The organism is Halococcus dombrowskii, assembly GCF_022870485.1.
Classification (GTDB): Archaea; Halobacteriota; Halobacteria; order Halobacteriales; family Halococcaceae; genus Halococcus; species Halococcus morrhuae.
The window spans coordinates 179,966-204,704 of the sequence record NZ_CP095006.1 but is presented as its reverse complement, the minus strand read 5'-3'; the positions used below and the strand labels follow the sequence as shown (position 1 = coordinate 204,704).

Sequence of the window (24,739 nt, the reverse complement as noted above, 5' to 3'; positions counted from 1 at the left end):
ACCACAACCTCGACAATATCGATCTTCGGTATCAAGACGCTTCGCCCCGTACATCCCCCGGACCATTCGTTCCGCGTGCTCTTGATCTTGACATCCCACCATCGCTAGATATCCTCGATTTTCTCGTGGGTATCGGCCGGATTCTGATGCGGTTCGGCGGCCGCTTTCGTGACGTGCTTGAGCGCGCCGCGAACGCTCGCACCCTCATCGATCCAGTCGATAGCGTGTTCGAGCTTTCGTGTTGAGACCGTCGGCCACGTGTCGTTGTCGCGAGTTGCATCAGCGAACTCGACCATCCGCTTGATGTCGTCGCGCTTGATGCGGAGCCGGTTTGCATTCGCCATTTGGTCGAGCAACGCGATTTCATCGTCGTCATCGAGATAGTCGAAGTAGATGGTCTGGAATCGATCACGAGTGGCGGCATTGAACGGCTCGCTGTCGCGATATTCGCGTGTCGGCGGATTCATCGTGATGACGACTCGCGCTGCTGGGTGGGGAACGATCTCCTCGCCCGATTCCTTCACCGTGAGCACGTTCTGATTCAGGATCTTCTGAAGTGCCATCATCACGCCTGCCGGCACGACGTTGCCCTCGTTGATGACGATCGTGTAGCCGTGCTTCATCGCTTTGGTGAGGACGCCGTCACGGAACACGACGACGCGATCCTTGTTGACTGTCGAGACACCCAGCATGTCCTGAGCGAGCATCGACGAGTCAGCGTCAACGCTCACCAGCACGCGATTGGTTTTGTAGTGAAGATAGCGCAGCAGGTAGTTCTTCCCACAGCCATGCGGGCCGACCAGCCGGAGTCCCATGTTGCCGCGAGCGAGCTTCTGGGCAGTGGCTTCAAGCGTATTCAATCCGATGTGGTCGATGTCTGTTGCCTTCGGTGGAATTGGTTCACCGTCATTGCAGTGCTGCTCATGCTGGGGGAATTCGTTCGCCTGCACCAGATTTGGATGGCCAGTATCATCGAGAACGAGTAGTCCCTTGTAGTGGGTCTCGTCTGAGGAAACAGTCGGGTCAAGCGCCAGTGGATCGCCGACATCTTGAGAGACTTCGAGAATGTCCTGGACGACCGCGTGCTGGCCGTCGTACTCGTCGAGATGGTTCTGATAGCGTTCGATCGCCTCGAACGCAAGCATCTTCTCGGTCGGAATGTGCTGACCGGCTTGATCGATGACGATCTGGGCCTTACTCTGGGTCATCGTCGGAATGTCGGTCAGATCATTCGGCGTGGCCGCGTGGAGCGCGCCATATGAGTCGAAACCAGCGTCATGCAGCGATGCAGCCATGCTCTCGCCTACGACATCGAGTTGCGTGAAATCTGCCGGCTCATCGTCGTCACTCTGGATATCGAGGCCAGCAATGTCGCCAAGCTCGTCCGGTGGCGATCCGACAGGTTTGACGTCGGTGATGCGCTGGGCGGTGTCGTCTCCCCGCTCGATCTGGTAGATGCCGTCTTCTGCCCCGTCTTCGGTGAGTTTCTGGACTGCTTCGGCGTCGATATCGAGATGATCGGTTGCACGAAGATGGAGCGTTTCGACGGCAAGGTCGCCACCCATCTCGTGGAAGAGGTGCTCAGCGAGATGGCTGAGAAGGCGCTGCTCATCGGACGATGCGTCTGCGTTTGTTTCGGTTTCGCTCATGGCTGTGGCTGGTGGCATGGTTGATTGGACTCGGCTGAGTGGCACGGCCAGTTTGACCGCTCCGTCACTCCTCTCCGGGAGAAAAACTACGCGCCGTCGCGTATTTGGACAGGCTTGCCGACAAGTTAGATCACAGACACATTTTCTTTCTAATCGTCAATCCTAGATCAATATACCTTACCATAGAGAATTATAACCTCAATAAATACCGGCATCCAGACCGCTCAAGCCCGCGATCGAAAAAATACAACTACCGACCCCGAATTATAAGTTCCAGAGCAACGACAGTAGAAGCATGGGATTCTTCAAAAATCTCTTGATCGGCGGGAGTCGGCCACAAAAAGACGAGGCAGGGGTGGTTCGCTGTGGAGATTGTCGTGAGACGATCCAGCCGGATGCAACTCGGTGTCCAAATTGCCATGCGAAAATTTTCACGATGAGAGGACGGATGATTCGACGTGGCGCAGTTCTATTTGGGCTATTATTTATCTTCGGCGGGAGTCAGGGTGGTATCGGAGGTATGATATTGCTGGTTCTTGGTATCGGACTCATCGGCGTTGCGATCTATTACTATCTCAAACGTCCCGTCCACTCGATTCGCCCCCCACACCGACCTGAAAGACCGGACGAACTCAGGTAGGGACAGCGATCAGTTGACTTCTTTCGGGCAACCCGGTGTTCACGTGAGACTGTCGAGTTTTTGCTGTAGCCCGCCCGAGACACCCTCTTGGATGCGCTGAGCATCGACGTTCGAGAGGTCAGTTTCGGTGTCGGCATCGACACCGGGAATGGTAGCGAGATCCTCGATAGCATCACTAAGCGACTGCTGCTCCGGCGGCAGCTGCTTGGCTGCAGTGTTCTCGTCGGCGCGGAGATCGTGTTCTTTCAGCGCGAGCTGGATCGAGTGCGCAGGCTGGCGGAGCAACTGCTGGGCGACCTCGTTGTAGTCCTGGTACGTGTCCGAGGCGTGTGAGCCCTCGTAGAGCGCGTCGAGTGCGACCAGCAGTGAGAGTTGAAGATTCCAGATCGTGGGCGACGTTGGTGGGCTGGCGAATGTTTTCGCACGATCGGCAGCCTCTTCGGCGTACTTGCCGGGGATGCCCAAGTACGTATAGAACTCGTCGACCGAGTAGGGCACGTCCTCGAAATCGATCGCGACCGCGCGACTCCGGAGAATTGCCCGATCGACCGTGGTCGTCTGGTTTTCGATGTCGTCGTAGATGTTTCCCCACCACTCGTTGATGGGCACGCGGTCGTTTTTGCGCTCATGGATCGCGTCGGTAGCCGATCCGACGTGCCGGCGGGAGTAGCGCTGTCCCATCCCGAAGATAGCGACATCGCTCGCAGGCACGTACAGCAGCGGCCGCGCCCACATGGTCTGGGAGCCACGGAAGTCATATCCCGTCTGGAACCCACCGTAGACGGTAACACCCTCTCCGTCACTCTCGTCACCAATCGCGCCGATGAGTGCGTCGTCACGCTGTTGAGCACGGGAGGCAGGATCACTATCGTCCTCATCGTCTCCACCATCCTCCTCCTCGTCATCGTCGTCATCAAGAGGAATGAGTGTCCGGCGGAGGTTCGGCAGGATCACACTCATCTTGAGCGTTCCACCCCAGTCACGGTAATGTGCCCAGCCGAACGCGTCGGTCGCGCCGCGTTTCTGGAGCGCCCCCACTGTGGGCATGTACGCGTCGGCAGGCTGGACGATGCAGTACTGATCCGACGCGATCTGCCAGCGGAACTTCACGGGGAGGCCGAGCGTGTGGAGGGCGAGTCGGCGCTCGTCGATGATGTCCTGGTGGTCGGACACCTCGACGAGCGAGTCACGCTGTTCGGCACTGGTAGCGATGTCTTCGACACTCATGCCGGTCGCCTGCTCGATGGCGTCGGTGTCGAGCCCTTCCACATCACGAATTTCGGCCGTGTTGATGTTGCCATCCTGACCGACGAATCGATTGTCGGCATAGAGGCCGCCGCTGCTCGCGATCGGCAGGTGACGGATCACTTCTTTGAACGAGAGTGCGTCGTCGCTGAGTCGCCCGTCGCTGTTTGCTGGATCGACAGCATCGGGATATGAAGCGGCGTCCTCGGGATTGAGGCCACAGAACGCAAGCGTGTGCTCTCTGGCGAGGAGACTCTCGGCACTCACCGTAGTCCCGGTCTGGTTCTGATTGTCGGTCGATGCGTCTGTCTCGTGGGCGTTGCCATCAGCACCGGTGGTATCGTCGCTGGTGCTGCTGCCGTCGCTGTTGGTACTGGTAGCGTTAGTAGCCATGATCTCACCGGAACGAGCAGATCGTGCTCGGTCCTCTCAGCCCCTCTGGAGATGACAAACCACAGTCGTCGCGCTCACTGAGAATGATCGTCAGCGATCGTGCTCGAACACGTCCTCGTCGATGCTCGTTTCGGCGCTATCGACTTGGAGGAGTAGTCGGGGGAGATCGTTCTCGCTGGTGGTGTCGATGCCGACGATGGTGGCGTCGATATCGTACTCGTCGAACCGCTCCTGCAGATCCGAGAACGGGTAGTATTCGCCCTGGTACAGATCGAGACGGAGCGCGACGTAGGCGGAGTCGTCGCAGGCTCCATCGTCTTCGACGCTGAACAGCGGCGGCCACTCGCGGAGTGCAACGCCGACGTACTGAACAATCAACGGACGGTCATCGTCTTCGGCATCGAATCGGTCGATGGTGGGATCGTGATCGAGCATCTCTACCGCTCACGGAGAAGAAAAACGCGCGTGAGTGGCCGACAGACTGCCGTTCAGAGGTCGCGCGGCTGGACGGTCTTGCGGTCGTTGTCTGCCGCACGCTGGGCTGCGTCTGCCAGCACCTGCTCGATTTCGCCTTCGAGTTTGTCGTAGAAATCCGACGACACGTTCTGGTCGATCTGCTCCTTCACGGCCGATTTGACGATCAAGTTTGCCATGCATCCTCTATTCCTGCCATCGCTCACTTATATTCACTGAAACGCGGCTTAGGTTTCGAGATCGACGTACTGGTTCTCCCATTCACGGCGGTCTTCGATCTCGCGGTGGCCGCGCTGGGTGAGTGTGTAGGAATTGGTACGTTTGTCGATTGTCCCTTTTTCGACGAGATCCATCTCTACTAATCCATCGAGATTCGGATACAGCCGACCGTGGTTGATTTCTCCTTCGTAATGCTGTTCGAGCTCGTCTTTGATCGAGAGGCCGTGTGGATACTCGTCGCCATCCATGCCAGCGATCACGTAGAGAATATCTCGTTGAAATCCCGACAAGTCATGCATCATGCTGTCGAAAACATACCATGACAATTGCTTTATTGCTTTCGATTTGCCAAGAAAAGACCGATAGAGAGGGCCACACCAATTCAGGCAATGTTTCATATATTCATCCGCTGCAACTGGCAGCTGATCGATAGCCGGTAAGGTAAAGACCAGCACGGACAAAGATGGGACAGAAAGCTCGTGCTGGGAATCGAATCCGTGTTCGGGAACCTCGGAGTGGCGTTTGGAGGGAGCGCGCTCGCAGGCGGTGTCACCGGTTTTGCGGCGAAGAAACTACTCAAGCTCGTGATCGCACTGATCGGTGTCCAGCTGGCGATCTTCGCGTATCTCGATCACCAAGGGGTTCTCGATGTCCAGTGGCAGGCGCTCGACACCGCACTCGCGGGTGTACACCAGAGTCTCCAGTCGGTTCCGTCGTGGCTCACAGCAGTTGGCGCGACACTCCCCATTGGCGCAGGATTTGTCGGTGGGTTTCTCGTCGCATTCAAGAAATTCTGAGAGAGCTTCTGAAACGTATTCAGGACAGTGCGAGTTGCTCTTGAGCTTCCCGTACGTTCGTCCGGACGGCTTCGACGCCAACGCCTCGGATCGACGCCCATTGTTCGGCTGCATAGTGATCGAGTTCCTTGACGACGAGGTAATCCACTGTTTCGTGGAGTGAAAGCCCGCGACCGAGCAGGAGCGCCATCCGAGCGATGAGTTCCTCGGAGGTGGGTTCGTCGGCGAGCGAGATATCGGTGAACTCGCTCTCGGCGGTATCATAGTGGGTAAGGATCTGGACCACGCCATCACGTTCGAGAGTGGCGCGGATGTATGCGGGAAGCGAGTCGAGTGCGGATTCGGAAACGGGGTAGCCTTCGCCACCGAGATCGTAAGCGTCGAAAACGGTGAACGCACGGTGGCTTCGCTCGCCAAATTTCATCATATACCCTGTTTCACTCGACACTTTCGTCCGGGATTCGAGAAGCGTGCGTGCCAGCTCGGGCTGGCTGTCCGGGTCGACCGTTTTGGTTCGAAAGAGCGTGACCAACTCACGTTCGGTTGATCCCATCTCTGAGTAGGTGTATGATACCATTTGACAAATGCTTTGCGCCCGAAAGGTAGATGAGAACTCGGCGAAAACACATGAACGCACCGAGAGCACCTGATCGCCCTCAAAACGGAGCCCCATCCGATGTCCACCTTCGATGTTGATACCACGGAGATCACTGCCTTCGAAGTCGAGGATGCAGATCTCTATATCTTCAGCCAGTATTTCGACACCGATGAAATCTTCACCGAGCTGCGCGAGTGGTATGACAACGAGAAGTACCGCTTTGAGGTTCCTACTGACGAAATCGATGAGGTGGACGATTTCTTGGGCGAGTATTTCTATGAATTTCAGCGCGTTGGCCCTAACGCAATCGAACCATACTGTGTCGTCAAACCGAAATACACCGACCATGCGGATATTCTCCGGAACTCGGTGTATCACACGAGCCGTGGCGACCAGAACGTATTCGTGATGCAGGACCGGCTGTCGGCCGAACAGGCGGTTGAACAGGGAGCGACATTACTCACCCACTCGGATGTTAGCTTCCGACTGTAAGCACACTCGGATTCAGTAATTGACCGTTTGATATTTATAACAGCTAACCGATACTACAGTAGAGTATGGATACCACGTCTACGAAAAATCAACTGAAAACTGAACTGGAGGAGCCGATCGCTGTCTGGAATGCAAGTCCGGCACTTCGCTTCGGTGTGGTGCTAATTCTCCTCGACTTCGCGTGGTCTTCCATTGTCCCTTCCGAGCCAGGATTGCTAGCTGTTACTGTGATCAATACGCTCTTCGACGGATTGTCTGCGATTGGCATTGTTTGTGTCCTCACTGCGGCTGTGAAACAAGCGGAATGGAATGGTACCGAAAAGATGCCACGTTTTGACTGGCTTCCTCGGTTGCGGTTTGAGACACGGGTCTTTGGAAGCCAACAACCGGCGTTCCCTCCAGACTGGCCGACTGACTTTCGGCCACCACGGGAGGTCTCGTCTGAATCGATGGCCAAGCGGCTTGTGATTGGATTCATCTGGATGATCCCATTGCTGTGGCTTCTGCCGGGGTTTTGGCGGGGGATGACTGCACTATGGGGCACACCCCCGATCGGTGAAGCTGACTGGCTACTGTTTGTTGGAGTCGGTGTTGTCGTGACACTTCTCCATGAAGCGACCCATGCTCTGGTTGCTGCCCACTACGGATGTAGTATTTCGACCGGTGTGATCCTGCCGCTGGCTGCATATATTCGTCCTTCTGGAGCGTTCCTTTCCCGCTGGGAGCGGATTTTTATGACCCTCGCACCGTCAATTGTTATCACCCTATCACTTTTACCGGCTCTGTTCCACGCCGATGGCTGGCTCGTCACAGTGGCGTTCTGTGGACTTCTTTTCAATACGATTGGCGCAGTTGATGATCTCCGCAGCGTGTGGTATTTGCTGAAGGTACCTAGTAGCCGCCTGTACTACACTTCCTCGAACCGAGACCATCCAATGCTCGTCTACGATCGTTTGTCACAGCTGGATTCAGTAACGCTGCTCGAACGGTGTGAAGAGTTAGTGAAGAGATTGACAGTCCCTCTCAAAATCCAACAGAAACCCACTAGTCGTTATCCTCACTGACGAAATCCCGAATACGTGAGAGGATCGATGCTGAATCTGTTTTTGACTGTAACTGGGAGCTGGCAGTTCTGACAGAAGACGATCAAAAAGTGTCTTGGTCCGCTTCGTTGGCGTCAGCGTCAGTGTCGGTGTCTGCTTCTGCGTCTGCGTTGGTGTCGGACTCGCCGTTCACATTACGCGAACTGGTAGTGGTGATTTCGTCAGTATCCTCGTCGGTGGCAGCAGTACTGCTGGCTTCGGTATCAATAGTGGTATGGTCCGTATCGGTGGTTTCGGCGTCTTCACTGGAAGTACCAGCATCGCTAATGCTAGCACCGGAATCGTCGGCATCATCAGCCCCCTCGGCCTCATCGAGACTTTCGAGTGCGGTGATGATCTCCTCGCGGTAGGTCTCAAGCGAGGTGGTGTAGCGCTCGTCGACCATCCGTGCGTAGTCGTTGGTTTCGTTGTCGTAGTGTTCGAGGCGATCAAGCGTTTGCTCGGCCGTTTCGATCACCCACCGTTCACGGGTCGGTTCGTCGACGACGGTGATCGATTCCGGCCGGACTGCGACGTTCACCATCCCAGTATCGGTTTCATACGTCCGGGGTTTGCCGACGACCGCGACGTATTCTGGGGTTTCCAGTTTCGAGAGCATCCGTACGGCTTCGGGCTGATACTGCCCAGCGTAGACGTAGAACGTTTCCGTGGGATCAACGACATGTGCTTGCCAGTATTCCTCATCGCTGCCAACGTCTTCGGTGTCAGTGAGCGTGCCGATGAAGAAGACGCGATTGGCCTTCGCGCCTGTCGGCAATAGCGCGTAGTTTGGAGCCATGTCGTCGTCGGACTCGGTGAAAATGTACCCAATGTCGTTGAACTCGCTGGCGAACAGCCGCCGGGCAACCTCTCGACCTGGTGAACTCGAACTCATCTACAGCGACCTCGCTTGGATGAGGATTTCGTCGGCATCGCCGCGCGTGCCGAGACGCTCGAACTCATCGACCAGGACGTACCGACCGAGTTTCGGGCCGCCGACACGATAATACCCGCCGATGATATCTGCGCGGATGTCATCACCGACGACGGTCGTATCGAGCGTGTCCATCGCGCGCTCTTTCGCTTCGGCGAGAGTGATCTCAGCGAGGTCTTCGGTCATCTCTTGGTTGAAAATCACCTCTTCGACATCGTAGCCGTCATCGAGGACGCCCTTGACCCGGAGGTCGAACTCACCCTCACCCTCGCCGTGCTCGGAGCACCGGCCATCGTTGAGGACGCGCGTGCAATCGTCGTGGGGACAGCGCTTGATCAGGCCGCTTCCGCTCTGGATAGCGACCAGCGCCCCCTCAACCTCGGTGGTGTTGTCACCGACTTCGATTGTTTCGTCTGATGGAGTGATCCTCGTATTGGAATTCAGCTTCACCGAATAGCGGCCTTGATACTCGCCAGTGACGACGTTTTCGAGCTGGTATACTGCACCCTCTTCGAGCGTATCGAGATCGGATTTCGCCCACGCGGTGAACTTGATCCGGCCGGTTTCATCACCCATGAGGCCGACCTGTCCGACAGCGTCGGCGTCCGACTCCCAGAGCTCGACTACTTTCCCCGTGATATCGACCCACTCGTCGGCCGTGTTGATACTCCCAATATCGCGGTGTTCGTTGTTTTCACGGAGTGATTCTGGATCACTCTTGGTCTGGTCGTAGTAGTTGTTGGTAACAGTTTGACGAGCTTCGTCGATCGGAACCTGATAGTCGTTGACGAACGTGTCGAGGCGCTCTTCGATTTCATCGACGGTCACGTCGAACCCGTCTCGATCGGCGAACTGGTCGTGGATTTCTTCGGCGTGTGAGCGTACTTCGGCCATGGGACTGTCACTGCCTCCACGTGGGATTCGGTCGGGAGACAGTACCACGATTATCGGGCTTCGGACAAAAACCTCCGGGGAGGAAAGCGAAAGTGAACGGCGGTTCGTGAACGTCCAAGGTAGTCCGCGGCAGTGCGGTCAGTACAGCGATCGTGGCTCGCGCCACTCCATGTCGTCGTCCTCGAGGTGAATGGACTCGCCACTCATCTGGCCGGGGAATTCCGGCTGATAGTGGTCGTGGTATTCGTCAAGGATCGGATCAGTGTCGTCCCATTCAGGCTCGGGTTCGGCATCCGGATCAACAGGTGGCCGTGGCGGCCCATCACCTTCTTGCATCTCCTGTTCAGGGGGTGTGGGGAATTCAGTATTGGTTTCGATCTCACCGTTTTCGATCTTGCGGTTGAACTCTCGCTGTGCTTCGCGCTCTTCGCGAAGGGTTTCGATAGCGGAGAGGACCACTTCGCGCAGCTCGCCATCCCACTGACTGTCACGAATAGCTGATTCGAGTTCATCGAGAGCAATTTCAGAGCCAGTGAGGAGCCCAGATTCGACACTTTCGGTGATTGATTTCACAGTGTGTGTATCGCTAGTATTCCCTTGGAAGAACGACTGTATCTGATCGAGATCGATAGAAGCGCTATCCTCCGGAGCGTCTTCGCCCCCTTCGCTGGTTGGCTCGTGATTAGTAGTTTCACTCTCTTCATCACTGTCTGCTGGCTGGTCGCTCTCGTTGTCCGTGATCGGTTTCGTGATGGGTTTCAACAATTCATCGCCGGTTTCTTCCGACACACCCGGTTCGTAACAGTAGCCTTCCATCAGCGCTGTGTGAATGACCTCCTCAGCACGGTCCTCACTAACATTGAACTCATCTCTGAGAAAGCCGATGATACGTCCGCGCTCAACCCCGTTATGAGGCCCATCGATGGCAGACTCAATATCGTACAGCTCGGTCGCGGCTGCGTCTTTCATCTCGTCGATGTCGTGCTCTGATTGGGCGTCCGTTTGCTCGGTATCAGCGTCGCTGGTGTTCGAACTGTTGTCATCACTACGGCTATTCTCAGTGGTGGTATCCTCGTCCTGAGTATGTTGGGCGACCATTGTTGACCGGCCTCGTGCTAACTACAGCCTGCTGATTGATATTCGTTACCCAAAATATTGATCAAACTCCACTCAACACGCGAACCCGCCACCAATTCAGGAGGAATCTGGATCGAAGCCTGGAATGTCTGCCACATCCGCTTTAGCTCTTGTTTCACGGGAGGGAAGCTGCTTGCTGTCGACATCCGGCCGGTGTGCTGGCGTTGTGTCCGAAGCCGGCCGTTGTGGTCGTCGCTCAGTGTCGTTGCCCGGCCATGGGAGATCAGCGTGAACTTGGGTGTCGGTGTAGCCGAACTGCTCTTGTGCATCTCGTCGGTAGCCGTTTCTCCGGCTCTCTTTATCGCTCTCGCGTTGCTCGGCCTCACCGGACTCGTAGACTTCTTCGGGGATATCCCAGCGTTTGCGCTGGTATTCATGATAGCTATCACGCGAGTCTTGATACTGCTTGCCTCTGCGTCGCTCTTTCTCGCGTTCTTTGTGCTCTGCAGCTTGGTAGGGATTGCCCGTTGGGCGACCGTGTTCGCGGCCGGTCGCGGTATATCGTTGGCTCCCATCAGCGCTGACACTCGTTTCGACACCGTCACGCTCGCCCAAATCGTCCGGTGTAAACGCCCCGTCGTCGCTGACGACAGTTCGTTCGGCAGTGACCGTATCGGCGTCGGCGGGACGCCGTGTGTCATTATCGTGGCCAACTTCGTCCCAGTATGCTTCGATGGTATCGAAATCTCCTGGATCGGTTTCATCACGTTCCTGCGACAGCACATCACGATGGTTGTCCGGTGGTTGTTCAGTTGCTGGCTGGTCGCTGTCCATTCCCATCCCTCCGTGGATGATGTCGCCGTCGCCCTCTTCGAGAATCTCAATTTGCGTGACTTCGCGCACAGCGACCGTGTTCTCTGACCCGTTGGCACCGTCGTACTGTGAGACGGTCGCATCGCTAAAGCGGACACGATCACCCACCCGGAGGTAGTCTCGCGATCCCACGATCTCAGGGGCACCTCCACCCCGACCTATCACCTTGTCATCCATACCGGAAGATTTGAACCATGTCACCTTCAGTGGCGTTCCGTTGGACGGGTGGCCCTCTGGCGAGCTGAGCCAGCCCACTTGGTGCTGGCTTGGAGAGTCGGGATGTTTGAGCCCGTTGACCCGCCCTTCGACATCAGCACGATACTGTGGCTGGTTCGTCGCGTCGTTTCGCCCGATGTATTGGGCACTTGCTTGGAATTTGTTTTTCAGATACTCACGATTCTCTCTGTGTTCCGATGCCTCAAGCGAGCCGAGAGGGTATTTTTTGTCTCGTTTTCCGGTCCGGAGTGCAGTATCCCGCTGTGTGAGGTCAGTATCCATCAGCGGCGTGTAGTATTGGTCGATCTCGATCTGATCTTTCGTCCATGCCATCCCACCGCTGTCGGTTGCATCGCGGACAGTATCCATCACGAGCGCGTCGCTCTCCGTATAGCCTTTGTCAACGATCATGCTGGCGACCCGCTGCTCTGCTTCGTCGCGACTGGTAGCGAGTTGCGGGAAGTCCTCTTCGAGATCATCCACCGCTTCGGTGACGGTCTCGGTTTCCTCCGGAGAGAGATATTCGCGGGCGTCGTAGCCTGACGCATCAAATACGTCGTTCAGCCGCGGGTTGGAGTCGAGTTCGGAGACCACTTCCGAAACAGCACGTCGTGGTGGATGGGACGCATTCAGCCCGCTTGCGACATCTTCGGTGAGCTGTTCGACGGCTGCATCTGCGACTGGCCCGGTTCGAAGCGCCGCTTCGACGGTTTCGTGACCGTTTTCGGTCTCGGTCTGGATTTCGACGGTTCCGTCTTCGAATCCCTGCCGAATCGTCCGGATGCCGCGCTTGATGTTCTCACGACCTTCTTCTCCCCACTGCTCTTCAACATCATCTCCTTCGTACGAATCTGTACTGTCAGGTGCGTTCGGAAGCACTTCACGCGGCGAGATGCGTGCTTGTTCGTTGGTTGCGTGGGCGATACTGGCGCGTTCGCCGGTGTTGACTCCTTCGGCGGTTTCGTCGTGGATCTGCTGGAGATGGTCGAAATCGGCTTCGATCTCTTCTTGTTGGATACGCGTGCGCCGATGGCGTGGATCATCGTTCTGTCCCGGCGGACTCTCAAGCGTCACACTTCCATCGGTGAGTCCGTCGTCCAGTTCAGCGGCGGCGGTTGCGACATCGTCACCATCTTCGACAGTACCGGCAAGCTGGTGGGAGATCTCTGCTTGCGTTGCGTCTTCATGTTTGCCAGCGAGATCGGTCGCCGCGTCGTTGACCGCGCCGAGCTCCTCACCACTGAGGCTGTCACGCGGGTCGGGATCGGGCGCTGAGACTGGCTCATCTTTGTCCCAGTCGTAGCCGCCTGCGATGTCGGTGCCGCGTTCGAGGCGGTGCATCTCTGCTTTGCGCTGGCTTCCGAGCGTGGTGTCGAGGCCGCTCCGGTCGGTGCGGACATCGCCGGCTGATGAGGGCGTCCCTGCCTCTCCGGGTTCTTCGAGATCGGCATAGTCCACCCCACCGATTTCGTCAAGGACGCCGCTTGAGGCGGCGAGCGAGCTGGTGCCGAACGAGTCTCCATCACCAGTGAGATCTGCCGACTCAGTAGAACCGGTGGATTGCTGAGTGGCGTCGGCCGCGGTGTGACGCTCGGAGTGCAGTGGCCCCAACTCGTCGATTCGATCGAACATGTCGTCGTAGAACGCACCGGCCTCTCGCTCGTGCCGTTCGGAGCCGCCGCTTGCGTAGTCTGCATACTCGTCGAGAACGAGCTCGTTGTAGCCTTCGCGCTGCTGGACGGCTTCGTGCCACGACTGAGGCTGGTCGCTGTCCTCAAACGCATCCACCCGTTTCTCTCTGTCCGCTTCCATGCCATCTTCGCCATCGACGGCAGCGGATTCGACGTCAGTAGTGTCTTCGTCGCCATCACCACCGATATCAGTATCAGTGTCGGCATCGCTGTCGGCGTCAGCGGTGGCATCGTCGTCGATAGAATCGGTGGTGTCGTCGCCATCCTCTCTGCGTTGGTCGCGTCGGAACTGTTCGAGCGCCTCCATCACCTCTTCGTGTTCGTCTTCGCGTTCTTCGAGCGGCGGACGGCGGTCTTCGTATGCTGAACTGCCGTCGGTCGAGCCGCCAAACCGTCCACCCATCGTCAGTCTCCACTCCCCGATTCGGTCTCTGGTTTGTCCGTGCGACTCGCAGTAGGTGATTCTGCCTGTGAATCCGTTGCATCAGCATCAGCGTCATCGCGAGTCGCAAATGTAGAGAGCGGCGTCGTTTCTGTGGGAGGAGTATCGCTATCTTCGGCGGTCTTGGTCTGTTGTGGCTGCGGCTGGGACCCACCCCTACTCCCACTCTCGGTCTCTGGCGGTGCCACGAGGGCGTTGCTGACTTCTCCACGAAGCTCAGCCCATGCTTCACGCATCTCTGCTGGCTCTTGCTTGCGTGGTTTGATGTGCATCCGCCAGCGCTGGACGCCACTGCCGGCAACGACCTGTCGGGGCATCCGCTGGAGGAAGTTCGGCGAGAGACAGCCGATCAGCAACAGCGGGCGATCATGCCCGCGTGTGGTGGCGGTCACGTCTGCGACAAGTTCGTCGATCAGGATACCATCGCCACTGGTGAAGTACTGCGTGCCGTAGAACACGTAGCCCGGAAACTCGTACGGCTCCAGCGTTGCGATGGCTCGGTCACGTTCCTCGTCAGTGACGCCCTTGATCAGCGGGAGGATCTGTGTCTCGCTGCTGGCGTCGCGGAGCCAGCGCTGCATCGTGATCGTGCCTTCGAGGTAGTTGGTGACGTTCTCGATCCGCTCGTTCTGGTCGGCGTCTTCGTATGTCGAGTAGTCACAAGGAATGTGATACGCGGGATCGAACTCGCGAACGATATCGAGTTCTTGCTCCCACGAGAGCGGATTCAGTCTCGCATCATCGACCGTCGTCGTAGTGATGACCTTCGTCTCTGCACCGAAATAGGAGTCGACGGTTTCGTCGCGTTTGAGAAGCTGGCGCGCAGTCGTGATCTTCGTCAGAGCGTAGCGGGGCTGGACGCTCTCGATGAACTCGTGATGCGACCACTGATTTTCGATGTACGGGAGTGCGCCGGTTGGGACCTCCATTGTGAGTCTCCAAAGCGGGCCTTCCGACACAGTTTGGGAAGCTTCCACATTAATGTGACCCCCAACACATCGGTAGTGTCACACGAGACGGTGTATGAATATGATGAGTGGGGGGAAGGGGGCATGTCCGGAATTAGCGTGGAGTAGAAGGCCTGAAGACAACGGCTACACGGGGGGTGTCCGCAATTGGGGATTATTTTCCATTCCAAACAACAGTTACCTCATCGAACAGAATCACTACAATTCCGATGCTATTTCCTCAGCAATACGCTCGTAGTGTTCTGCATAACTGTCGTCGTTCAGGAGTATATCGACAGTCTCGTCCAGCGGAATTGCAAGTTCAACCTCCCACCGCGCACCTCCCCTTTGACCACCAACCACCTTCACCATATTGATCACTCCCGTCAACGAAAGGTCCTGGAGACGATCCCGCATACGACGTTGTACAAGCGGTATATCGCCAACGGACTCAGCATACGTCGTATAGTGCTCATGGATCTGATTCGTCCGTGCAGGCGTCTTAGCTCTGGATTCGAGATATAAGACGCCACACAACGCTAGCAGATCATCAGACGTATGATCATTTAGCATATTTTTAATATAGTTCTTATTCACCTCTTGTTGTGCATTTTTAACATGGGAAATGCTCACCTCATCGTCCCGCTCATCATGTGCAATTGTCGCAGCTTGGCCGAGAAGGTCGATCGCCTGGCGTGCAGACCCGCGCTCGCGCTCGGCACTCTCCGCACACGCTTCGATTACGCTCTCAGAGATGACGGAACTTCGCAACCCGGCCGTCTCGCCGTCTTCGTAAATCACTTCCGTATCGTTCAATCCTTTCGCAGCCCGTCGATAGAGTATCGTTCGCAAATCTTCACGGGTATATGGAACGAAATCAACTTCAGTATCGTAAAGAGCGTCCTTGATTCGTGGTGAAAGGTTGGATTTGAATCGCCGGTCATTCGAGATGCCTATCACAGAGCAACCGATGTCATCATCGAGATCCTCCGAGGAGTACGCTCGCGGTAGCTTGTAAAGAATATTTAGATCATCTTCTTCATCATCGTCCTTGATGCGGTCGATCTCGTCGAGAACATATATGTAGGTCCCGCCATGTGAATTCATGTAGTCGAAAACCGCTGAATAGAGGTTGTCAATCGTTCTTCCACGCGGTTTGTTATTTAGTTCCTTGAGCTTCTTCAACGCGGTTGTCAGAACGTGATAGGATTTGTTGGCCGAGTTGCATTCGATATACGTGATCGTAACGTCCAAATCCTCACGATCGGCGAACTGGGAAAACTGCTCTCGTTTGAGACGCACCGCTGCGGTCTTTCCTTGTCCAGGTTTCCCGTAGATGAAAAGGTTGCGTGGGTTTTCCCCACGGGCAGCGGGTTCGATTGCGCTGTGGATCTCCCCAAGTTCGGATTCGCGCTCAGGCATAGTCTCAGGCTGTATCTTATCTCCTTGAAAAACGTCCCCATCCGCCAGTACCTGTGAACTCGTAGAGAAATCACGCAACCCCGATTGCTGGGTAGGCTGCCCGCCCGGCTCGGAAGGGCCCGATCCATCCATGTGTAGATCAGTTGTGACACGAAAAGATAAACCCCCCGTCTGGAATGTCTTCATTGTCTGGGAAGTCTTCTGGCCATGTTTTTTTATAAGAGGGGGACGGGGGGTGTCCGCAATTACGCTACCTTCTATAAGACCATTTTCTATGAAGTGAACGTGATACGGAACAGTGGTAAACGATTGTATTAGCATCCCTAACGACGATTCTATCTAGATACTAGCTAAATACAGGAATTATATGCTGCTATCGTAAAATACAATACTATACTACTAGCCTTCTAGTTAGTCTGGATAGACAAAGGAACGAAGGGGTAACGAAACACCTCATTCTAGGAATCACACTAAGCGATGTTCCACGCTGTAGTCGCCAGGGAAAACTGAATCAACCCTTCCAGAAGGGAGGAAGAACACTCTTATCCATGGGATAATTGCGGACACACCCCCTCCCCCTCTCCCCTTGCTGTCTTGTAGGGCTGTCCTATACCATTTGTAGGTGACCCTGTCTGAGAATCACGGAGCTTGGGTTTCGCCCTCAATTTCGATCAAATCTCGATACCGATTCCGGATCGTGACCACAGAGATATCGGCAACGTCGCCAACGGCTGTTTGAGTGACTTTCTCGTTGGTGAGCAGCGCGCCAGCGTAGATCGCTGCGGCGGCCAACCCGACTGGATTTTTCCCGCTCAGATAGCTTGGCTTGGTCTCAGTAACGGTTGTCAGTAGCTCACGGCTCCGGTGTTCAGTTTCCTCGGGCAGATCGAGATCGGAAATGAGCCGGGGGAGATACGCCAGTGGATCTGCGGGTTCGATTTCGAGACCCAGTTCGCGAGTCACATACTGATATGTTCGCGTTATCGAGAGCTTCTCGACTCGAGACACTGTGTGAACTTCGTCAAGTGTTCGTGGAGATCCCGCTTGGCGGGCAGCGGCATAGATGGCGGCGCTACTCACCCCTTCGATGGAGCGGCCACGAAGCAGGTCTTCGTCAAGCGCACGCCGATAGATCATGCTTGCTGTTTCCTGAATCGATGTCGGGAGACCGAGTGCGGAAGCCATCCGATTGATCTCACCGAGTGCCTGCTTGAGGTTGCGATCTTTGTGGTTGTGTGTCTGGATGCGGGTGTGCCACGTCCGAAGCCGATTCATTTTCTGCCGCTGACTTGCTGACAGCGTATTGCCGTAGGCGTCTTTGTCCTGCCAGCCGATCTCTGTTGACACACCCCCGTCGTGCATCAAGTTCGTCGTGGGCGCTCCGACTCGTGATCGTTGCTCGCGCTCTTCGTGCGTATGGGCTCGCCATTCGGCTCCATGATCGATTTCGTCGTCGCTGACGATGAAGCCACACTCGACACAAACCGTTTCACCGTGTTTCTGGTCCTGTTCGAGCGTGCCATCACACTCCGGACACGTCTCAACTGCTGATTCGTCGGTAATTTCTCCGATATCACGGTCGCGTTCAGTTGTCTCGCGTTCGTTGTGGACGATATCAACCATTTTGTGAAAGCACCCTTGCAGAGATACGATTTGCTATATTTTACCACAGCACCCAAAACATATAAAAATTGTCTGATTTGCACTGATTCGCTCGATTCAAGGTGGTTTGACGCCGTCTTCGAATTCCAACAGTTCTTTGTAGCGATTTCGGATCGTGACTTCGGAGATATCGCACACCCTGCTGACGGCGCTTTGGGTGGTCTTTTCATCGACGAGCAGCGCGCCAGCGTAGAGTGCGGCAGCAGCCAGCCCGACGGGACTCTTCCCGCTGGCATACCCTCTACTGACAGCAGTGTCAAGCAGTTCGTGCGCCCGGCGTTCGGCTTCCTCGGAAAGATCGAGATCGGACGCGAACCGCGGCAGGTAGTCCGTGGGATCTGCGGGTTCGATTTCGAGGTTCAGCTCACGGGCGATGTATCGGTAGGTTCGCATAAGCTCCATCCGTCCGATCCGCGACACGTGGTTAACCTCGTCGAGCGATCGGGGCGTGCCGGCCTGCCGTGCGGCAGCGTACACTGCAGCGGTGGCAACGCCTTCGATCGACCGACCGGGCAACAAGTCCTCTTCGAGCGCACGCCGATAGGTCACACCTGCGGTTTCGCGCGTGGATCTGGGGAGACCGAGTGCGGACATCAGTCGGCCGATCTCGCTAAGCGCCTGTTTGAGGTTGCGCTCTTTCGAATCCTGGGTACGGAAGCGTTCGTCCCACGTCCGGAGGCGCTGCATTTTCTCGCGCTGACTCGCTGACAACGTATTGCCGTAGGCGTCTTTGTCCTGCCAGCCGATCTGGGTCGATAGCCCCTTATCGTGCATCATGTTCGTCGTAGGCGCTCCCACGCGCGATTTCTTATCACGCTCTTTCTTCGTGTAAGCGGTCCACTCGGCACCGCGATCGATTGCGTCGTCGTCGACGACGAGACCACACGCGACACAGGCCGTTTCGCCGTGTTCGGAGTCGTGTTCCAACCGCCCGCCACACTCTGGGCATTTCTCGCGCTTCCGTTCAGTCTCTTCCTCGGTTGTGGTTTCGGACTCGGAGTTTGCCTTGTCTGTTTCTTCAGCTCTGGAGCCGGTAGTTCGTTCGCCTCCATTGGACTGAGTGTGCTGGTCAGAGTGGTCAGTACGCTCGGATTGGTTGATTGGTGTCATGGAAATCACGAGCAGGGGCGACCAGGAGGGATCAGTGTCGCTCCTGGTGGTGTATCCCTCTCACTCCTCGGTAGGTGGGAAAAACCACGCGTGCGGTCTGGAGACGACACACCCCAGTATCGATATGTATCGATTGACATGTTCACCGAAACTGAGTCGACCAAGAGGGGGAGAGAAAAGCTCCCCTCCGGATCGATCAGCAAGGCCGGCAGCGACAGCGGTGGCGGAAGCGGAAGGCGGGAGGCTCGCCCCGGATCGCTGCTGAAGGGAAGGATGGAGAGACGGCAACGCCCGGAGCGAGCCACTCCTCTGGATGGAGAAAAACAACGCTGTTCTACAGGAATTGGCGAGGCTTCGGTGCGGCTTTCCTCTTCAGTTCTTCAGCGGTATCGGATTGCTCGCCGCCGCATTGATGGTCTGAATCTGGGCTGGAGATTGGCGATTCCGGCTGGCGTTTGTTTGCTGGACCACGTACGGTTGGTCGTACAGCGGCCCTGTTAAGCGGTCGACTGGAGCATCCCCGTCGCGGAGAACGGGTACATCTGTGGTCGTAACTGTTCCCGGCCCGCGATACTGCTGCACCTCCTGTGAGAGATCGATCCCAATGGACCGTTGTTGACTCCGATGCTGTAATTCTGCTTGCGTCATGTCTGGCCCCTTCGTGGCGGCGACCATCACGTTCTGGACGGCTCGCGGCGTCGTTCTGGTGGGATAGATCTCTGCGGAGGGGAACACCCGTTGGACGGTCTTGAACTCGCTGCGCATGAACTTCGAGCGAGGCCCTTCAGTTGCTGAGATGATATTCTGGATGAACACGCCGCGTTCATCCAGTCGCTCGGATACCAGCTGCATGAACCCGACCGTCGTCAGATGGAACGGGACATTGTTTTTCTGATATGCATCGAGCACGATGGCGTCGTAGGTGTGGTTTGTGTTCCGAAGGTAGCGTCGCCCATCTTGCGTATAGATGTTGAGCCGAGGGGAGTTGGTCACGTTGAAGTGGGTTTTCGCTGCATTCACGACTTCTGGGTCGAGCTCGACGACATCGACGGTCACGTTGGGATATTCGGCGAGAAACCGCTTCGGGATCGAAAAGCCTGCGCCACCGATGACGAGCACTCGATCAACGCTGTCTGCTTGCCGATAGAGGTGGCTGAGGTGGGCGTAGGATTCGTAGTCCCAAACGTACCCCGACCGGTTATCGAGATACATCGCACTTTGGGGATGGTCGTTGAGATACATCGTTCGCACACCGTCATCGTCAGCGATACGCAGGTGCTGATACGGCGTTTCAGTTTCGTAGACGGTGTTGCCGGAGGTTGCGGTGGCCGGCGTAAACCCGGCGGCGAAGATCACGATGACGACCGCCAGCCCGACCCGTGCAAGCGAACGAACCGAGGGCGGATACGAGATCGCGAGTGCGACGACGACCAGCGAGCCGGCGAAGAGAATCTGAATCCAGAGCACCGACAGATACGGGACGAGACCGTACGTGGTCAGGAATGCACCGAAGATACTGCCGACCGTCCCAAGGGAGTAGACACGCCCTGAAGCTTCGCCCGTACTCCGAGCTTCGCTCAGTTCGGCTGCATACGGACTGATGAATCCCAGCAAGAACGTCGGCGGCCCGAATAGGATCGTGAGTGGAATGATCGGCGCATAGATGGCGGGGATCGGGAGTAGAGCGCTCACCTGCACGACCTGTTCGTACACCGCGCTCATGACGCCGATCGTGATGACGGAGTAGGTGAGGATCTTCGTGAGCGCGATTTTCGAAGCATGCTCGTGGGCTCGTTTGCCGCCGAGCCAGTACCCGACACCAAGAGCGATCATGAACACTCCGAGGACACCACCCCACGTGTAGACGGAGTTGCCGAACACAGGGGCGATGACTCGGCCAGCGAGGACTTCGAGACCCATCGAGGTGACTCCGGATGCGAACACTGCTGTTTCCGCCCGCCAGTTGAACGGCAGGACATCGTCGGTGTTGATGGAGAATTCGGGAACCATGGTCAGGGCCGGCGGTTATTGCTAGTCATGATAGGTTCTGGACAAGGTTTCGTATGCGCTTTGTGCGCTCTCTGCACACTTAATTTGTTGACCTCAGCAACTTTTCAATGGATCACAGAACCGTCGCTGCAACGGCCCACTCTTGCTTTCTGCCCCGCGCTCTCGCTCCGCACCACTGCTGCTCCCGCGACCGCCGCTTTCCACACCGCCATCACAATTCGCCAGTGTTCGCGAGTAGACGATCAACTGCTTCGACGACCGATGCGACCGCAATAGTCCACCTGTGCCTCCAGGCTGCTCGGTTCCACGGCTGTTTAACGAGATACTGGCATTGGTCAGCGGCGAGCCTGTCGGCAAGGCCCGGCTTGTCGTCGATGTAGGCATCGTAGCCCAACGCTGCCTTCGTCTCGGTGTGCGGGAGCGAGTGGAAGGTGTTGTATTCAATGTCGCGCTCGGCGAGCCACGCTTGGATCGCGTCGTCGACACCGGTTCGCGCAGTCACCACATCGACGGTGAATCGTTCTCTGAGACGGTCGAGCGCGTTGGCCAGCATCGCAACGTCGCCATACGCTTCGATGGACGCGCCACAGTCTTCCTCGCGCCATGCCTCGTCGGTGATCGCCATGAACTCCTCGAAGCCGATCTCGTCGACGACCCAGTCCCAGTGGCCGATATCCGTCTCAGTGTAGGTGGTATCGTATCGATTGTTGTGCACTGTGCAGAGCCGTGCGTGGGATGCTGCGAGCACACCTTCGACATCGACAGCCACGCGTTCAATGTCACCCACGAATGCAGATGGACGAACAGAATCAGTCATTTCAGTGAACTCCTTTCGGGCGAACTGTCGGTGCCAGTTGTTTTCACAGCACACTAGATGATTGTTTCGGTGGATCTGTGTCGGACCGATCCGATCGTGTCTCCTGTGCTGTCGTCTCCGTCTCGTCGTTCCCCTCCAGTTCCACAATGCTCGCTGCCAGTCGCTCGACGGTCTGTTCCAGCTCGGCGATGCGTCGGGCCTGTGCGCAAGCAGTACACATCCCCGATGAGACGTGGCCCCGTCGGTGATCCGGACAGAGCCGCGAGTGGCGGGAATCTCCGACTTCGCTCATCGGTCTGCGACCTCCTCGGTGGGTTGGACTCGCTGGATATGCGTGGCCCAGTGCCGACTCGCTATTTCGACGGCGTGTTCGTCCAGTAGATGCGCTTTGAGCATTTGCGGCGAGTCCTCGAATTCACAGAACGCACAGCCAAACGTCGAAGGTTTGGATCGAGTCCCACTCATCATCCCTCCTCCCGGTGTTCCGTTGGCGACCCGACGTATGCTCGTGGGTACTGCCCGGCGAGATCGGTCGTCTCGATGATCGCCCACGTCGTGCCGTTGAGGAACTCCTCGATGGCGTCTTGAGCGTCCTTGTGTTCGACACAGAAGCTTCCGGGCCCATCGGTGGTCACCACGACGACACCGACGATGTTGTTCAACTCTCGGTACGCGTCTTCGAGTGCGAGTTGGCGAATCTCCATCCTTCGAACACCCCACCCCTCTGGGAAAGAAAAACGGGCTATGCGGCCCGTTACCGGCACCGAGAGCGATATCCGAGCCTGTCGACACTGCGACTGCTGTTTCGTACCACCGTTCATCCTGTTCCGAGTAGTGTATCGGTGGTGTGCGTCGGCGCAATCGCCGTTGGCGTTGCTGCGAGTGCTGCTCGGTAGGCGTCGTACTCGACCATCAACTCCGTTTCGTAGGTGAGCCGTGTTCCGTCGGGAGCGACCGTGTACGACCCGACGAGCGTGTACGGGCGTGGTAGTGCCATGACGACAGCCGACAGACTGCCAGAAAGCCCATTCCATTCCCCCATATCCGGCGCGTGGATCCAACAATGGAGCACGTTCCAACGAGCGTCAGCAACGTCAGACCCGGGGGCGTCGGCTTCCCTACGATCAAATCCCCGCTCGCGGAGCGTTTCCAGTCGTCTTTCAGGAGCTTCCGTCAGGTGGATGCCCAGGTACTCGCCCGGACGTAACTGATCGCTATAGCAGTCCCACGTTGTCGCGTCGTGCGGCTTGCCGCGGGCGGTGACATCGGGGAGGGATTCGACCGCCAGTACCCGGTGGCCTGTTTCGAGTGGGACGAGTGCTTCGACCGGCGGCGAGAGTCGTTCGACGACTGTCCGGGCGTGTGTCTCGCGGTCGACGTCCATCTGCTGGAGGTGGATGTGTGCAGCGGGCGAGCGCAGCGGTGGCACCGGGAAGGCGGTGAAGTCGTGTTCGGGATCGATCCAGGTCATCAACCGAGCGACCGTATCGGATACATTATCGAGCGCCACCTCGTCCCGTCCTGAGGTGGCCGTGTCGGCAGCGAGTCCCTTTGGTGGGGACGAACGAGGTGAACCAGCGAGCCACACGGGAATGGACGGCGACTCATCGGTGGAATCATCGAACAGCGCGGACACCCGCAATGGGACGCCTAGACCGTCGGTGATCCTGCTGGCCGTCGGGGATACCCTCAGGAAAATAGTCCGCTTCGATCAGATAGCGATCGCGATCGATGCGAAACGTAGCCACCCATTCGTCAAACGGTGCGAGAAAAAACCGGGCACCGAGTGGGTCGGTTGAGACTGTAAGCACCATCGTTATCGATGATCAGTACCTCGCAAAGCCGGTTAGTGGCGACGTCTGCTTGCTGGAGATGTGACCACAAAACAGCAAGCAGACGATGAAATCCACGAGGACCAGCTCCTTAATTTCCTCGTCAATACTCTCACTGGCGCGTTCTCCCTCACTCTCGGCGAGAACGCTGAAATCGACCCTGACGACATCTTCGAGGTCCTCGTCGGCGCGTGCGCCGACGGGACCTCCATCTCCTCGCTCTGCAAGCATAGCGAAGACGCTCCCTCCGGCACTGACGTCCTCCACCATCTCCGTACGAAGTTCGATCTCAACGACGTCGCTTCCGTCGGGAATCTCCTGCTCCAACGCGATGTGCTCGAACTTCTTCCCGAGCAGGTGGAGGTCGTCGTTGACCTCCACCTGCGGCCCTACTACGGTGATGAAGACGAAACCGAGGGCCTCTATCATTCTGAAGCCAAACGCGGCACGACCGCGTTCCACGCCTACGCCACGCTCTACGCACGCGTCCGGAACAAACGCTACACGCTGGCGGTGCGCCGTCTCGAAGACGGCGACACCGCCAGCAGTGTCCTCGCGGAGTTCCTCGGTCTTCTCGAAGGCCTTGACCTCGAGGTCAAGGCTGTCTATCTCGATTCGGAGTTCTACGACGGCAAGTGTCTCACGCTACTGCACGCGCACAACTACGCCTACGTCGTTCCGATCATCAAGTGGGGAGCGGCGATCAAGACGGAGCTTCGTCAGGGGTGGAGTCGGACCATCACTCACGACCTCGAAACGGGATTCGACGGTCACGAGTGGACCGTCGAATTCCCTGTCTACATCGACTGTACGTACCAGAACGGTCGGTACGACGAGCACGGCGTGGCGCGTCACGGCTACGCCGTGGACGCGCCGTTCATCGAGACGCCCTCACAGGCGCGGACCTACTACAGCCGTCGGTTCGGCATCGAATCGAGCTACCGCCTCGCGGAGAAGACAACGATTTCGACGACAACGACTGATCCGACGCAACGGCTGCTGTTCGTCGTGATCAGTCTGCTCTTCCAAAACGCCTGGCGGTATTTGCACTGGGAGTACGTGGCGACGCCCCGCCGTGGCGGGCGTCGCCTGTGGGAATGGTCGTTCGAGGAGTTCATCCGCATGGTGACGCGGGCAGCGTGGACGGCCCTCGACGTACGCCGGGCCGTCCCCGCGAACAAGCCACCTGACGAGCGCTTCAAGCGCTAATCCACCGATCAGGA

The 24,739-nt window shown here is 57.1% G+C and carries 24 protein-coding genes; 5 read left to right on the top strand and 19 right to left on the bottom strand.

Annotation, left to right across the window (positions count from 1 at the left end):
• Positions 1–104 precede the first annotated feature (104 nt).
• From MUK72_RS15290 to MUK72_RS15270, 5 genes are all read right to left on the bottom strand, one after another.
• Complete coding sequence (locus MUK72_RS15290; protein ID WP_244705391.1) at positions 105–1,667, bottom strand: AAA family ATPase; 1,563 nt, start codon at positions 1,665–1,667, stop codon at positions 105–107.
• A gap of 661 nt (positions 1,668–2,328) precedes the next feature.
• Positions 2,329–3,927 carry a hypothetical protein gene (locus MUK72_RS15285; RefSeq protein WP_244706023.1) on the bottom strand — a complete coding sequence of 533 codons (1,599 nt, stop codon included), beginning with the start codon at positions 3,925–3,927 and terminating at the stop codon, positions 2,329–2,331.
• A gap of 90 nt (positions 3,928–4,017) precedes the next feature.
• Positions 4,018–4,362, bottom strand: a complete 345-nt coding sequence (locus MUK72_RS15280) for a hypothetical protein (protein ID WP_244706021.1) — start codon at positions 4,360–4,362, stop codon at positions 4,018–4,020.
• A 53-nt stretch (positions 4,363–4,415) separates the two neighbouring features.
• Positions 4,416–4,580, bottom strand: coding sequence for a DUF1931 domain-containing protein (locus MUK72_RS15275; protein ID WP_244706019.1), 165 nt, complete (start codon positions 4,578–4,580; stop codon positions 4,416–4,418).
• Between the two features lie 48 nt (positions 4,581–4,628).
• On the bottom strand, positions 4,629–4,919 hold the full coding sequence (locus MUK72_RS15270) for a helix-turn-helix transcriptional regulator (protein WP_244706017.1): 291 nt from the start codon (positions 4,917–4,919) through the stop codon (positions 4,629–4,631).
• 180 nt (positions 4,920–5,099) lie between these two features.
• On the opposite strand from MUK72_RS15270, the gene MUK72_RS15265 reads away from it, so the two are divergent.
• Positions 5,100–5,417, top strand: a complete 318-nt coding sequence (locus tag MUK72_RS15265; protein WP_244706015.1) for an FUN14 domain-containing protein — start codon at positions 5,100–5,102, stop codon at positions 5,415–5,417.
• A 19-nt stretch (positions 5,418–5,436) separates the two neighbouring features.
• Here MUK72_RS15265 and MUK72_RS15260 read toward each other — a convergent pair whose 3' ends face one another.
• Entirely contained in the window at positions 5,437–5,970 is a 534-nt protein-coding gene (locus MUK72_RS15260; protein WP_244706013.1) for a hypothetical protein, read from the bottom strand.
• Positions 5,971–6,093: 123 nt separating this feature from the next.
• On the opposite strand from MUK72_RS15260, the gene MUK72_RS15255 reads away from it, so the two are divergent.
• Positions 6,094–6,507 (top strand): hypothetical protein, encoded by a 414-nt coding sequence (locus tag MUK72_RS15255; protein ID WP_244706011.1) that lies wholly within the window; start codon positions 6,094–6,096, stop codon positions 6,505–6,507.
• Positions 6,508–6,572: 65 nt separating this feature from the next.
• A complete protein-coding gene (locus tag MUK72_RS15250; RefSeq protein WP_244706009.1) occupies positions 6,573–7,571 on the top strand; it encodes a DUF3267 domain-containing protein in 999 nt (332 codons plus the stop codon).
• An 82-nt stretch (positions 7,572–7,653) separates the two neighbouring features.
• Here the strand turns inward: MUK72_RS15250 and MUK72_RS15245 are convergent, their stop codons facing one another.
• The 13 genes from MUK72_RS15245 to MUK72_RS15185 all read right to left on the bottom strand — a co-directional run bounded on the left by MUK72_RS15245 (position 7,654) and on the right by MUK72_RS15185 (position 23,155).
• Entirely contained in the window at positions 7,654–8,484 is an 831-nt protein-coding gene (locus tag MUK72_RS15245) for an RPA family protein (protein ID WP_244706007.1), read from the bottom strand.
• The gene (locus tag MUK72_RS15240; RefSeq protein ID WP_244706005.1) at positions 8,485–9,417 is read right to left on the bottom strand and encodes a replication factor A; all 933 of its coding nucleotides are present in this window, start codon (positions 9,415–9,417) and stop codon (positions 8,485–8,487) included.
• Positions 9,418–9,555: 138 nt separating this feature from the next.
• Complete coding sequence (locus MUK72_RS15235) at positions 9,556–10,515, bottom strand: hypothetical protein (RefSeq protein WP_244706003.1); 960 nt, start codon at positions 10,513–10,515, stop codon at positions 9,556–9,558.
• A 96-nt stretch (positions 10,516–10,611) separates the two neighbouring features.
• On the bottom strand, positions 10,612–13,677 hold the full coding sequence (locus MUK72_RS15230; RefSeq protein ID WP_244706001.1) for a putative sodium/potassium/calcium exchanger: 3,066 nt from the start codon (positions 13,675–13,677) through the stop codon (positions 10,612–10,614).
• Positions 13,678–13,679: 2 nt separating this feature from the next.
• Positions 13,680–14,645, bottom strand: coding sequence for a hypothetical protein (locus MUK72_RS15225; protein WP_244706000.1), 966 nt, complete (start codon positions 14,643–14,645; stop codon positions 13,680–13,682).
• A 237-nt stretch (positions 14,646–14,882) separates the two neighbouring features.
• Positions 14,883–16,217 carry a Cdc6/Cdc18 family protein gene (locus MUK72_RS15220; protein WP_244705998.1) on the bottom strand — a complete coding sequence of 445 codons (1,335 nt, stop codon included), beginning with the start codon at positions 16,215–16,217 and terminating at the stop codon, positions 14,883–14,885.
• A gap of 507 nt (positions 16,218–16,724) precedes the next feature.
• Entirely contained in the window at positions 16,725–17,708 is a 984-nt protein-coding gene (locus MUK72_RS15215; protein WP_244705995.1) for a transcription initiation factor IIB, read from the bottom strand.
• 96 nt (positions 17,709–17,804) lie between these two features.
• Complete coding sequence (locus MUK72_RS15210) at positions 17,805–18,857, bottom strand: transcription initiation factor IIB (protein WP_244705993.1); 1,053 nt, start codon at positions 18,855–18,857, stop codon at positions 17,805–17,807.
• A gap of 372 nt (positions 18,858–19,229) precedes the next feature.
• Positions 19,230–20,867: a spermidine synthase gene (locus MUK72_RS15205; protein WP_244705991.1), complete on the bottom strand. Its 1,638-nt coding sequence runs from the start codon at positions 20,865–20,867 to the stop codon at positions 19,230–19,232.
• A 211-nt stretch (positions 20,868–21,078) separates the two neighbouring features.
• Entirely contained in the window at positions 21,079–21,654 is a 576-nt protein-coding gene (locus MUK72_RS15200; protein ID WP_244705989.1) for a hypothetical protein, read from the bottom strand.
• A gap of 73 nt (positions 21,655–21,727) precedes the next feature.
• A complete protein-coding gene (locus MUK72_RS15195) occupies positions 21,728–21,976 on the bottom strand; it encodes a hypothetical protein (protein WP_244705987.1) in 249 nt (82 codons plus the stop codon).
• Between the two features lie 172 nt (positions 21,977–22,148).
• Positions 22,149–22,388 carry a hypothetical protein gene (locus MUK72_RS15190; RefSeq protein WP_244705985.1) on the bottom strand — a complete coding sequence of 80 codons (240 nt, stop codon included), beginning with the start codon at positions 22,386–22,388 and terminating at the stop codon, positions 22,149–22,151.
• Between the two features lie 113 nt (positions 22,389–22,501).
• A complete protein-coding gene (locus MUK72_RS15185; RefSeq protein ID WP_244705983.1) occupies positions 22,502–23,155 on the bottom strand; it encodes a hypothetical protein in 654 nt (217 codons plus the stop codon).
• Positions 23,156–23,276: 121 nt separating this feature from the next.
• Here MUK72_RS15185 and MUK72_RS15180 point away from each other — a divergent pair, with 121 nt between their 5' ends.
• Positions 23,277–23,483, top strand: coding sequence for a hypothetical protein (locus MUK72_RS15180; protein WP_244705981.1), 207 nt, complete (start codon positions 23,277–23,279; stop codon positions 23,481–23,483).
• Between the two features lie 75 nt (positions 23,484–23,558).
• A complete protein-coding gene (locus tag MUK72_RS15175; protein ID WP_004051346.1) occupies positions 23,559–24,725 on the top strand; it encodes an ISH3 family transposase in 1,167 nt (388 codons plus the stop codon).
• The last annotated feature ends 14 nt before the right edge of the window (positions 24,726–24,739 follow it).